Genomic DNA, 12,425 nt, shown 5'->3' with positions numbered 1-12,425 from the left:
GGGGTCCTGGGGGGTGCAAAGAGTTCACCAAGCCGGGGCGTGCCGCCCCGGTCCGGGCGTGCGTGCGGGGACGGTCAGGCGCCCGGCGTCACCGGCGGCGAGGCCGTCGGGGACGCGCCGGCCGCCGGCGCGGCGGTGTGCGGCGCGGTCGTCACCGGCTTCTTCAGCGCGCCGCCCTGCGTCCAGGTGCCGAACGGGAGCTGCCAGTAGCCCCAGCCGTTGGTCCAGGCGAGCTTGCGCTTGGTGCCGGTGATCGTGACGATGTCGCCCGGGTAGGCCCAGCCGAAGAACCACTGCGCGTCGCCGGCGGGGGACCGCACGCAGCCGTGGCTGCAGTTGCGGTTGCCGAGGCACGACGGGTCGTCCATGTTCTGGTGGATGTACTCGCCGGAGTTGGAGATCCGGTACGCCCAGGGCACCTTCTCGTCGTACCAGCCCGGGTCGCCCTCCTTCTTGCCGGGCGGGCGCATGCGCTCCAGGCGGCTCTTGTTCATCGTGAGGTGCACGCCGCTGGTGGTGAGCAGGTGGTCGACGCCGTCGGCCTGCACGTCGCCGCCGGAGCCGAGGCTGACGCCCCACGACCGCACGACCTTGCCGTTCTTGCGGACGACGAGCTTGTCGGTCTTGGCGTTGACGGTGATGGTGTGCGCGTCGCCGATGGTGAAGGTGTGCTTGACGTCCTTGTCGCCGAACACCGCGTCGCCGATGCGGAGGCCCGCGTAGTGCGCGGTGATGGTGACCTTCTGGTTGGCCTTCCACGGCTTGCGCGGCCGGAACGCCACCGACGGCAGGCCGTTGAACGACTCGCCGGCGCTCAGCCAGCGCCAGGCGCCCTCGGTCGGGTGGGTGGAGGTGATCTCCAGGGCCTTCTCGACCGCCGGGCGGGCCTTGACCGGGACGGCCTTGCTGAACTGGACGAGGATCGGCATGCCGACGCCGACCTTCTCGCCGGTCGCCGGGATCACCTGGGAGATGGTGGTGGCCGCGACGTGCTTGTCGGCCTGGAAGCTGCTGGTAGCGTCGGTGGTCTTGCCCTTGGCGCCGGTCGCGGTGGCCGCGACCTGGTAGCGGCCGCCGGGCGTGAGGGTCCAGGTGGAGCGCCAGGTGGTCTTGTCGTCCGACAGGGCGCCGGGGACCGGCCTGCCCTTGTAGGTGACGGTGACCCGGCTGAGCGTGCCGCCCGCGGCGGTGACCGTGACGCCCTTGTCGGGCTCGGCGTTCTTGGCCAGGTTGGACGGCGTGATCGAGACCGAGGGGGCGCCGTCCTTGCCCTCCTGCGTGGTCGTCTTGTCGCCGCCGCCCGTCCCGTTCGACGAGCAGGCCGAGACCAGCCCGAGCGCGAGCCCGAGCGCGATGAACGTGGTACCCCGTCGCACGGTGTTCCTTCTTTAGCCCAACAGCCCCAAAGGGGAACAATATCGGTAAAAACTCGCCCTGTACGGGCTTGCCGTCGACTTGTTCACCCTACGTATCAACGGTCGCTCCGGCCCACCGGTTCACCACGAGACCCCTTGATTTTCCGCCCCGCCCCACCACGTTCCGTCAGGACGTGCGTGCGGACGGTACCCGCTCGCCGGGGGGACGGTCGTGCCCGCGGCGCCCCGACGCGGAAGGGGCTCGGGCGCGTACCTCTGGAAACCCTTGTCCGCAAGGGTTTCCGGAGAAAGGCAGTGCGGAGTTGTTTGACATCATTCTCTAGGGGGACCTTTGGCGCATGGCATTCATTCTGTGGCTCATCGCCGTCATTCTGGTCATCGCCGGTATCTACGTCCTCATCGCCCGCCGCGACATCCTCTGGGGCGTCGTGCTGATCATCGTCGGCCTGCTCGTCGGCCCCGGCGGCGTCAGCATCTTCCATTGACCCCGCCCGAGCGTTCGCCGCTGACGCCGTGCTCAGCGGGGATCTCGGGCAGGATCGGGCACCGGGCGGGCCATCGCGGCCCATCCGTAGCACAGCCCCCGGCCGTTACGGCCGGGGGCTGCCCGCGTTCTTTCCGATAAACCTTTTCCGGCCGGAAATCCCGGCCGCGGGATAAGGGCGCCGGCGCCTCCGGGATCGTCCGGAAGTCGCGCGGGGCGCGCCCGGCGCCCCCACTTCCGGCCGAGGGCGGGCGGCCGCCCGCTGCCCAGGCTGAGACGCGGGATCCCTCGTGCCCTCGGGTTGCTGCGGGGACCGGCGGTCTCCCCGGCGGACGCCGCGCTCGCCCTCGCCGTCTTCGTGCCGGTGGCGCTCGGCAGCGTCCGCTCCCTCCTCGGCCCGCTGAGATTGCGCGTTCGCTGAAGGTCCCCTATGCCCGTTTCGGCCCTATCGTGTGACCTGAGTTACACGAGGGGGCGAGTGCCGTGCGGCTGACCGATCTGGACCTGACCGACGCCCAGGCCGCGGAGCTCGGCGACGTGCTGCGCGGCCGCCTGGCGGACGTCTCCGCCGAGGCCGTCGGCGAGATCGAGGCGCGGCTCCCGGCGCTGGTGCGGCCGCAGGACCCGCGCTACTCCGCGTTCCTGACGCAGGCGGTGCACTGGGGCATCGGCCGGTTCGTCGAGGTCCTCACCGGCGGGGACGGCGGGCTGGCGGAGCTGCGCGCCTTCTACCGGGACCTCGGCGTGCTCGTCGCCGAGGAGGGCATCCCGCAGGACACCTGGCAGGAGTGCTTCCGGGTCAGCACCGGCGTCGCGATCAACCGGCTGACCGAGGCCGCCGGGTCGTTCCCCGGCGTCACCCCGACGGCCATCGCCCGGGTCGCCGAGAACGTCCTGTACTACCTCGACGAGATCACCGGCGCGCTGGCCGAGGGCTACGACAGCGCCCGCGCCGCCGGGGACGTCCTGCAGCGCCGCCGCGCCCTGCTGGACCTGGTCCTGCGCGGCGACCCGCGGCCCGAGGACGTGCGGCGGCTCGCCGCGGACGCCGGCTGGCCGGTCCCGCGGACGGTCGCCGCCGTCGCCCTCGTCCGCCGCCCCGGCGCGGCGGGGCCGCGGCCCGGCGTCCCCGCCGACGCGCTGCCCGGCCTGCACCTGCCGGAGCCCTGCCTGATCGTCCCCGACCCGGAGGGGCCCGGCGGGCGCGCCCGGCTCGCCGCCGAGCTGAAGGACTGGACGGCCGCGGTCGGCCCCGCCGTCCCGCTCGCGCAGGTCCGCACATCGCTGCGCTGGGCCCGCCGGACGCTGGAGCTGGCCGCCCGCACCGGTCCGGGCGACGGCGGGCCCGTGCACACCGCCGACCACGCCGTGCCGCTCGTGCTGCGGCACGGCGCCGACCTCATGGAGCACCTGGCGGCGACGCTGCTGGCGCCGCTCACCGACGTGCGGCGCAGCCGCGAGGCGCTCATGGAGACGCTGCTGCGGTGCCTCCAGACGGGCTTCAACGCCTCCGAGGTCGCGACGCTCCTGCACCTGCACCCGCAGACCATCCGCTACCGGGTGCGCCGCCTGGACGAGGCGTTCGGCCCCGCCATCCGCGACCCCGACCGCAACCTGGAGTACCAGGCGGCCGTCACCTACTGGTTCCAGACCGGCCCGCACCCCGACTGAGCCCGGCCGCCCCCGGCAAGTTACCGACGGGTAGAGTGCTGCTCCCGGTCCCCCGACCCGAGGAGGAGCCATCGCCGCCTTCTGGCCGATGGCCGCGTCCGCCGTCGCCGCCCTCGCCCTCGCCGCCGCGGCCGTCCTGGCCGTCCTGCTCGCCCGCGAGCGCCGCCGCTACGCGGAGCTGCTGGAGGCGACCCGGCCGCGCCCCGAGTCCGGCCTCCTCCAGGGGACGCAGCGGGCCGTGCAGGTCGCGGTGACCACCGCCTCGCGGCTGCGCCGGCACGGCGCCCGCGGCATGCTGGTGGCGTCCCTGGACGACCTCGCCCGCTGGGCCGCCGAGGACCGCGCCGAGCTCGTCCGCGTCACCGCGCCCGACGGCACCGTCACCTTCGTGTTCACCGACATCGTCGACTCGACCGCGCTGAACGGCGCGCTCGGCGACCGGGCCTGGGTGCGGCTCCTGAAAGCGCACGACCGGCTGGTCCGCCGGGAGGTCACCGCCCGCGGAGGCCACATCGTGAAGTCCCAGGGCGACGGCTTCATGATCGCGTTCGGGGATCCGGAGCGGGCGCTCGACGCCGCCGCCGCGATCCAGCGCGCGCTGGCCGGGCGTCACGGCAGGGCGCGGGGCGGCGCCCGCGTCGCGGTGCGCATCGGCGTCCACCGCGGCGCCGCCGTCTCCCGCGACGGCGACTACTTCGGGCGGGCCGTCGCCATGGCCGCCCGCGTCGCCGCGCAGGCGGACGGCGGCGAGATCCTCGTCAGCGGCGAGACCGCCGCCGCCCTCCCCGACCCCGCCCGCCTCCTCCGCGACGAGCCGCGCCGCGCGTCCCTCAAGGGCTTCGACGGCGAGCACGCCCTCCACCCCGTCGCCTGGTCCGCCCCCTGACGGGCGGTCACTCGGGGGCGGGGCGCTGGGCGGCGATCGTGTACTTGGGGTCGGTGGCGCTCTGGACGCCGGCGGCGAAGACGCCGAAGCGGGTGCAGGCCGAGCCCGCCAGCAGCGCCGCGCCCGCGAGGGCGGCGGCCGGGCGGGAGCGGCCCGCGAGCAGCGCGGCGCCGAGAGCGCCGGCGGCCGTCAGCGCGGTCGCGGCGTGCATCAGCCGCCCGCCGCGCCCCGTCCGGTACGGCTCGGCGACCACCGGGCCGAGGCGGCGCTCCAGCAGCCGGGACGCGGCGAGGTCCAGGGCCGCCCCGAACACCGCGACGGTGCGCGCCGGGGCCGTCTCGGAGCGCGGCGCGGCGAGCAGGACGAGGCCGGACGCGGCGGCCGCGCCCGATCCGGCGAACACGAACGGCAGCTCGCGGTGCGCGCCGTGCCAGGCCGGGATCGCGGTGTCGGAGATCAGCACGGCGGTGTAGGACACGACGGCGGGCCCGGCGAGCGCCGCCCACCCCGTCGCGGCGCGCCCGATCCGCGGGAACAGGCCCGTGACGTCGGTCGCGGCGGCGACCCCGGCGGCCGGGCCGTAGGCCATGAGGATCCACGAGCCCATGCTCATCGGCGACGTCGGCTTGGCGACCCGCAGCATGTTGGCGAACCGCGCCGGGCGCCCGAGGTCGTGGATCAGCAGCACCGTGGACAGCCCGATCGCGCCGAGCCCGCCGATCTTCCCGGCCCGCGCGGCGCGCGGCCGCCCGGTCAGCTCGGCGCCGAGCGCGAGCAGCGACGACGAGCCCGCGAGGCCGCCGAGGAACAGGTAGCCCGCGATGTCGGCGGCCTTCCACGTCGGCGGCTTGATGATCGGCCGCCCGTAGTAGGAGCGGAACTCGGCGTCGGGGACGACCGTCTCCTCGCCGCGCCGCCGCCGCCCGCGCCGCTTCGGGCCGCCCGCCGCGCCGCGCGCCTCGCGTCCCGGCCGCTGGTTCCGCAGCCCGTCCCGGGTGGCCTCGGCCTCGCTCATCGCTTCCGTCCCGCCAGGTACGCGGCGGTCACGCCGCCGATCAGGGTGAGGGCGGCGGCACCGGCGTGCCGCCACATCGAGGGCAGGTCCCGCGTCGTGACGACCGGCGCGGGCGGCAGCCCGTACACCTCCGGCTCGTCCAGCAGCAGGAAGAACGCGCCGTCGCCGCCGACGCCGTCGTCGGGGTCGGCGCCGTACAGCCGCGCCTCGGGCACCCCGTCGGCGTGGAGCCGCTCGACGCGCGCGGCGGCGCGCTCGCGCAGCTCGTCGAGCGGCCCGAACTGGATCGACTCGGTCGGGCACGCCTTGGCGCAGGCGGGCTCCAGCCCGTCGCCGATCCGGTCGTAGCACATGGTGCACTTCCAGGCGCGGCCGTCGTCCTTGCGCTGGTCGATGACGCCGTACGGGCAGGCGGGCACGCAGTAGCCGCAGCCGTTGCAGACGTCCTCCTGCACCACGACGGTGCCGAACTCGGTGCGGAACAGCGCGCCGGTCGGGCAGACGTCCAGGCACGCGGCGTGCGTGCAGTGCTTGCACACGTCCGAGGCCATCAGCCAGCGGAAGTCGGCGGCGGCGCCGTCGGCGGCCATGCCGAGGACGTCGACGCCCGCGTAGTCCTCGGGCGGCTCGACGGGGCGGCGCTGCTCGATGAACGCGACGTGCCGCCAGGTGTCGGCCGACAGGCCCTGGGTGTTGTCGTAGGACATGCCGGTGAACGTCAGCCCGTCCTCGGGGATGGCGTTCCACTCCTTGCACGCCACCTCGCACGCCTTGCAGCCGATGCACACCGAGGTGTCGGTGAAGAACCCCATGCGGGGCGGGTGGTCGTGGTGGCCGGCGTCGCCCGCGACGTCGTGCAGGGGTCCGGAGATGCGTCCCATGGCTAGGCCCCCGTTCCGGTGCGCTCGGTGATGCCGGCCCGCCGTTGGTACTCGCGCACCAGCTCGGGCAGGGCGGGGCCGCGCGGGCGGCGGCCGGGGCGGATGTCGGCGGTCAGCGCCTTCACCTCCTGGATGTGCACGTTCGGGTCGAGCGCGATCGCCGACAGCTCGTTGGCGGCGTCGCCGGTCGTGTACCCGTTCGGGCCCCAGTGGTAGGGCAGCCCGATCTGGTGGATCGTGCGGCCCTGCACGCGCAGCGGCGTCATCCGCTCGGTCACCATGACGCGGCACTCGATCGCGCTGCGGGCCGTGACGACCGTCGCCCAGCCGCCGTGCTCCAGCGCGCGCTCGGCGGCGAGCGCGGGGGAGATCTCGCAGAAGAACTCCGGCTGGAGCTCGGCCAGGTAGGGCGACCAGCGGGTCATGCCGCCGGCGGTGAAGTGCTCGGTGAGCCGGTAGGTCGTCACCACGTAGGGGAAGACGTCCGCGCCCGGCTCGGACCCGCTCGGGTGCAAACGGTTCTCGCGGCGCGAGAACACTTGCCGGACGGGGTTGCGGCTCTGCCCGTACAGGGGGTTGTCGAAGGGGGAGTCCTGCGGTTCGTAGTGCGTCGGCAGCGGCCCGTCGACGAGCCCGGCGGGCGCGAACAGCCAGCCCTTGCCGTCGGCCTGGAGGACGAACGGGTCGGTGCCGGAGATCCCCTCGGGGCCGGTCGCGCCGGCGGGCGGCAGGTAGTCGGGCGCCTTGTCGGCCTTGAAGTCGGGGACGTCGTGGCCGGTCCACTCGCCCTTCGCCGCGTCCCACCAGACGAGCGCCTTGCGCTCGCTCCACGGCTTCCCGTCGGGGTCGGCGGACGCCCGGTTGTACAGGATGCGGCGGTTGGCGGGCCACGCCCACGCCCATTCGGCGGCGATCCAGTCCTGCTCGGAGCCGGGCTTGCGGCGCGCGGCCTGGTTGACGCCGTCGGCGTAGACGCCGCAGTAGATCCAGCAGCCGCAGGAGGTGGAGCCGTCGTCCTTCAGCTGCTCGTAGGACGACAGGTGCGCGCCGTCCGGTCCGTACCCGTTGATCTCGGCGAGGACGGCCTCGGCGGACGGCTCGTCCAGCGGCCCCTCGGTCGGGTAGTCCCAGGTCAGCTCCAGGACGGGCCGGTCGCGTTCCAGGTCGCCGGAGGCGGCGAGGCGCTCGCGGATCAGCCGGCCGAGGTGGTAGGTGAACCACAGGTCGCTGCGGGCCTCGCCGGCGGGCTCGACGGCGGCGTGCCGCCACTGGAGCGTCCGGTTGGTGTTGGTGAAGCTGCCCGCCTTCTCGGTGTGCGCGGCGGCGGGCAGGAAGAACACCTCGGTGCCGATGTCCTCGGTGCGCAGCTCGCCCGTCTCGATCTCCGGGCCGTCCTTCCACCACGTCGCCGACTCGATGAGCGAGAAGTCCCGGACGACGAGCCAGTCCAGGTTCGCCATGCCGAGCCGCTGCACCTTGGCGTTCGCGGACCCGACCGCCGGGTTCTCGCCCATGAGGAAGTAGCCCTTGCAGACGCCGTCCATCTGCGCGAGCGCCGTCTCGTAGGTGGAGTGGCTGCCGGTGAGCTTCGGCAGGTAGTCGAACGCGAAGTCGTTCTCGGCGGTGGCGGCGTCGCCCCACCACGCCTTCAGCAGGCTGGTGACGTAGGCGCGCATGTTGCCCCAGTAGCCCTTCTCGGCCGCGTCGGCGGCGACGAAGGCGTCCAGGTCCTGGTGGGCGTGCGCGTGCGGCATCGGGATGTAGCCGGGCAGCAGGTCGAACAGCGTTGGGATGTCGCTGGACCCCTGGATGCTGGCGTGCCCGCGCAGCGCCTGGATGCCGCCGCCGGGCCGCCCGATGTTGCCGAGCAGCAGCTGCAGGATGCACGCGGCGCGGATGTACTGCGACCCGACGGTGTGCTGCGTCCAGCCGACCGCGTAGGCGAACGCGCTGGTGCGGTCGCGGCCGGAGTTGGCGGTGAGCGACTCGCAGAGCTCGGCGAACAGGTCGGGCGTGATGCCGCAGACCTCCTGCACGACCTCGGGGGTGTAGCGGGAGTAGTGCCGCTTGAGGATCTGGAACACGCAGCGCGGGTGCTCCAGCGTCGGGTCGGTCCGCGGCTCGCCCTCGCCGACGGACGCGCCGCCCGCCCCGTGGCTCTCGCCGCGCCCCGACTCGCGGATGCGCGCCTCGTAGCCGGAGTCGCGGTCGCCGGACGCGGGCGCCACGTCCAGGCCCTCGTAGGACCAGGAGTGGAAGTCGTAGTGCCGGGTCTCGGCGTCGAGGCCGGAGAACAGCCCGTCGAGGTCCTCGGTGTCGCGGAAGTCCTCGCTGACGATCGTCGCGGCGTTGGTGTAGTTCACGACGTAGTCGCGGAACCAGGCGCCGGTGCCGATGACGTGGTTGATGATGCCGCCGAGCAGCGCGATGTCGGACCCGGCGCGGATCGGCACGTACAGGTCGGCGAGCGCGCTCGTCCGGGTGAACCGCGGATCCACGTGGATGATCTTCGCGCCGCGGGCCTTGGCCTCCACCACCCACTGGAACCCGACGGGGTGCGCCTCGGCGTAGTTGGAGCCCTGGATGACGATGCAGTCGGAGTTCTGCAGGTCCTGCATGAACGTCGTCGCGCCGCCGCGCCCGAAGCTGGTGCCGAGCCCCGCGACCGTCGAGGAGTGGCAGACCCGCGCCTGGTTCTCCACCTGGACGATGCCGAGCGCGGTGAACAGCTTCTTGATGAGGTAGTTCTCCTCGTTGTCCAGCGTGGCGCCGCCGAGGCTCGCGACGCCGAGGGTGCGCCGGACGCGGGTGCCCTCGTCGTCGTGCCAGTCGAAGGACGCGCCGCGCGTCGCCACCACCCGGTCCGCGATCATGTTCATGGCGGTGTCGAGGTCCAGCTCCTCCCAGTCGGTGCCGTGCGGGCGCCGGTAGAGGACCTTGTGGCCGCGGGCGTCGCCGGTGGTGAGCTGGAGCGACGCCGAGCCCTTCGGGCAGAGCCGGCCGCGGCTGATGGGGGAGTCGGGGTCGCCCTCGATCTGCACGACCTTCTCGTCCTTGACGTACACCTGCTGGCCGCAGCCGACGGCGCAGTACGGGCAGACCGACTTCACCACCTTGTCGGCGGTGGCGGTGCGGGGCCGCAGCCCCCGCGTCACCGCCGACTCGGCCGCGGCGCCGCGGCCGAGCCGGTCGTCCCCGGTGAGCTGCCGGTACACCGGCCACAGCTTGATCAGATCGCGTGCGCCCACGGGCACCTCCCACTCTCCCCGACCCTGCGCGCCTACCCGGCCGGTGGCCGGGCATGCGCGCGGCGGTCAGGGATTGAGCAGGATTTTGATCGCTCCGTCCTGCTTCTTCTGGAAGATCTCGTAGGCGTGCGGGGCCTCGTCCAGCGGCAGCTTGTGCGAGGCGAGGTCCATGACGCCGAGCGGGTCGGCGTCGTCGGCGACCAGCGGCAGCAGGTCGTCGATCCAGCGCTTGACGTGCGCCTGCCCCATCCGCAGCGTGATGCCCTTGTCGAACATCTGGAGCATCGGCAGCGGGTCGGCCATGCCGCCGTACACGCCGCTCAGCGAGATCGTCCCGCCCCGGCGGACGATCTCGATGGCGGAGTTCAGCGCGGCGAGCCGGTCCACGCCGGCGTGCTGCATGAGCGGCGCGGCGGCCCGGTCGGGCAGGAACCCGGTGAGCGTCTGGGCGAGCTTGCCGACGGGCGAGCCGTGCGCCTCCATCCCGACCGCGTCGATCACCGAGTCGGTGCCGCGCCCGTCGGTCATCGTGCGGATCGCCTCGGCGAGGTCGCCGGTCTTGGCGTCCACCACCTCGACGCCGTGCTTGGCGGCGAGCGCGAGCCGCTCGGGCACGAGGTCCACGCCGATGACGCGGTACCCGCGGTGCAGCGCGACGCGCGCCGCCATCTGCCCGATCGGGCCGAGGCCGAGGACCGTGACCGACCCGCCGTCGGGGACGTTCGCCCACTCGACGGCCTGCCAGGCGGTCGGCAGCACGTCCGACAGGTACACGAACCGCTCGTCCGGCGGTCCGTCCGGCACCTTGACCGGCCCGAAGTGGGCCTGCGGGACGCGCAGGTACTCGGCCTGTCCGCCCGGGACCTGCCCGTACAGCTTGGTGTAGCCGAGCAGCGAGGCGCCGGTGCCGTACTCGCGGACCTGCGTCGTCTCGCACTGCGCGTACAGCTTCTCGCCGCACATGAAGCAGTGCCCGCAGGACACGTTGAACGGGACGACGACGCGGTCGCCGGGCTTGATGTGGGCGACCTCCGCGCCGACGGCCTCCACGACGCCCATCGGCTCGTGCCCGAGGATGTCGCCCTCGCTGAGGAACGGCCCGAGCACCTCGTACAGGTGCAGGTCCGAACCGCAGATGCCGGTCGAGGTGACCTTGATGATGGCGTCGGTGGGCTTCTCGATCACCGGGTCGGGCACGGTGTCCACGCGGACGTCGCGCTTGCCGTGCCAGGTGACGGCCTTCATGTTCGCTCCCTTTCGTCGCCGGAGGAAGTCCCCTACCCGGAAGCGGCCGCCGAAACGCGGCGACCGCTTCCGGGCGGAGCCGCAGCTCAGACGCGTTCGGGGACGGGCGCGGGGGTCTCGGTCGCCGCCTCGCCGCGGGCGTTGCCGGCGCGGAGGGCGATGGCGGCGGCGGCGACCAGGAACAGGCAGCCGGCGAGCAGCGCCCGCTGGAAGCCGCCGGTCAGGGCGTCGGGGACGGGGCGCCGGTCGTGCAGCAGGCCGGTGGTGCGGGACGCCGCGAGCGCCGAGAAGATCGCCAGGCCGAGGGCGCCGCCGATCTGCTGGGAGGCGTTCAGCAGCGCCGCGGCGAGGCCCGCCCGCTCGGCGGGGACGCCCGCGTTCGCCGCCGCCGTCACGCTGACGAACACCGCGCCGAGCCCGAGCGAGGCGACCAGCAGGCCGGGCAGCAGGTCGCCGGGGTAGGAGCCGTCCACCGGGATCCGCGACAGCAGGTACAGCCCGGCCGCCGACACCAGCAGCCCGGCGACGAGCACCGGCCGCGTCCCGGTCCGCGTCATCAGCTTGGACGCGGCGCCCGCCGAGATCCCGACGCCGAGGGTGAGCGGCAGGTACGCCGAGCCGGTCTCCAGCGGCGAGTAGTGCAGCACGTTCACCATGTAGAGGCTGAGGAAGAAGAACATCGACAGCATCCCGGCGGCGGTGACCAGCAGCGTCGCGTCGGCGGCGGCGAGCCCCCGCACGCGGAGGATCGACAGCGGCAGCATCGGGGCGCGGGTGCGGGCCTCCACCAGCAGGAACAGGGCGAGCAGGACGGCCGCCCCGGCGAGGCCGCCGACCGTGCGGGCCGCGTCCCAGCCGGCGTCGGGCGCCTTGACCAGGGTGAAGACGAGCAGCAGCATCCCGCCGGTGACCAGCGCCGCGCCCGGCGCGTCGAAGCCGCGCCCGTCGCGGGCGGGCCGGTCGGCGGGCAGCAGCAGGAGGACGCCGGCCAAGGCGGCGGCGACGAACGGCAGGTTCACCAGCATCACCCAGCGCCAGCCCGGCCCCTCGGTGAGCAGCCCGCCCGCGAGGACGCCGACGGCCGACGCGAGGCCGGCGACGCCGCCCCACACGCCGAGCGCCTTGGCGCGCTCGGCGCCGTCGCGGAAGGTGGTGGTGAGGATCGACAGCGCCGCGGGCAGCATCATCGCCGCGCCCGCGCCCTGCGCGAGCCGCGCGCCGACCAGCACGCCCGGCGTCCCGGCGAGGCCGCCCGCCAGGCAGGACGCCGCGAACAGCAGCGTCCCGGCGACGAGGACGCGGCGGCGTCCCAGCAGGTCGGCGGCGCGGCCGCCGAGCAGCATCAGCCCGCCGTAGGTGAGCAGGTAGCCGCTCGGCACCCACTGCAGGTCCTGGACGGAGAAGCCGAGGTCGGCGCGGATCGCCGGGAGGGCGACGTTGACGATCGAGCCGTCGATGAAGTCGACGAACGCGATCGTGCAGAGCAGCAGCAGGATGAGCTTGCCCCGGCCGGTCGCGAGGACGGCCGGCGCGGGATCGGGTGCGGACATGGCGGATGCCTCCGGGGACTCGGTGCGGGCGTGGCCCGTTCACCCCCTAGGAGGGCGGCGCCCCGCCCG

General features: G+C 74.1%; 9 protein-coding genes. 3 read left to right on the top strand and 6 right to left on the bottom strand.

The features are described 5' to 3' along the window. Positions 1–74: 74 nt before the first annotated feature. Entirely contained in the window at positions 75–1,376 is a 1,302-nt protein-coding gene (locus K1Y72_RS31195) for a L,D-transpeptidase (protein ID WP_308287309.1), read from the bottom strand. Between the two features lie 338 nt (positions 1,377–1,714). Here K1Y72_RS31195 and K1Y72_RS31190 point away from each other — a divergent pair, with 338 nt between their 5' ends. From K1Y72_RS31190 to K1Y72_RS31180, 3 genes are all read left to right on the top strand, one after another. Further along, a complete protein-coding gene (locus K1Y72_RS31190) occupies positions 1,715–1,861 on the top strand; it encodes a GPGG-motif small membrane protein (protein WP_220170110.1) in 147 nt (48 codons plus the stop codon). A 482-nt stretch (positions 1,862–2,343) separates the two neighbouring features. Continuing rightward, positions 2,344–3,531 carry a PucR family transcriptional regulator gene (locus tag K1Y72_RS31185; RefSeq protein ID WP_220170109.1) on the top strand — a complete coding sequence of 396 codons (1,188 nt, stop codon included), beginning with the start codon at positions 2,344–2,346 and terminating at the stop codon, positions 3,529–3,531. Positions 3,532–3,619: 88 nt separating this feature from the next. Further along, positions 3,620–4,417, top strand: a complete 798-nt coding sequence (locus K1Y72_RS31180; RefSeq protein ID WP_220170108.1) for an adenylate/guanylate cyclase domain-containing protein — start codon at positions 3,620–3,622, stop codon at positions 4,415–4,417. A 7-nt stretch (positions 4,418–4,424) separates the two neighbouring features. On the opposite strand, the gene nrfD is transcribed toward K1Y72_RS31180, so the two are convergent. The 5 genes from nrfD to K1Y72_RS31155 all read right to left on the bottom strand — a co-directional run bounded on the left by nrfD (position 4,425) and on the right by K1Y72_RS31155 (position 12,356). Continuing rightward, the gene (gene nrfD, locus K1Y72_RS31175) at positions 4,425–5,432 is read right to left on the bottom strand and encodes an NrfD/PsrC family molybdoenzyme membrane anchor subunit (protein ID WP_220170107.1); all 1,008 of its coding nucleotides are present in this window, start codon (positions 5,430–5,432) and stop codon (positions 4,425–4,427) included. After that, the gene (locus tag K1Y72_RS31170; RefSeq protein ID WP_220170106.1) at positions 5,429–6,313 is read right to left on the bottom strand and encodes a 4Fe-4S dicluster domain-containing protein; all 885 of its coding nucleotides are present in this window, start codon (positions 6,311–6,313) and stop codon (positions 5,429–5,431) included. The genes nrfD and K1Y72_RS31170 overlap by 4 nt, the downstream gene beginning before the upstream one ends. 2 nt (positions 6,314–6,315) lie before the next feature. Then, positions 6,316–9,561 (bottom strand): formate dehydrogenase, encoded by a 3,246-nt coding sequence (gene fdh, locus K1Y72_RS31165; protein WP_220170105.1) that lies wholly within the window; start codon positions 9,559–9,561, stop codon positions 6,316–6,318. 66 nt (positions 9,562–9,627) lie between these two features. Next, complete coding sequence (locus tag K1Y72_RS31160; RefSeq protein ID WP_220170104.1) at positions 9,628–10,806, bottom strand: zinc-dependent alcohol dehydrogenase; 1,179 nt, start codon at positions 10,804–10,806, stop codon at positions 9,628–9,630. Positions 10,807–10,892: 86 nt separating this feature from the next. Continuing rightward, entirely contained in the window at positions 10,893–12,356 is a 1,464-nt protein-coding gene (locus tag K1Y72_RS31155) for an MFS transporter (protein WP_220170103.1), read from the bottom strand. Positions 12,357–12,425: the final 69 nt, after the last annotated feature.

It is taken from the genome of Actinomadura parmotrematis (genome assembly GCF_019458805.1).
GTDB classification, from domain to species: domain Bacteria; phylum Actinomycetota; class Actinomycetes; order Streptosporangiales; family Streptosporangiaceae; genus Spirillospora; species Spirillospora parmotrematis.
The sequence above is the reverse complement of the archived record's forward strand: the minus strand, read 5'-3'. Positions and strand labels throughout refer to the sequence as shown.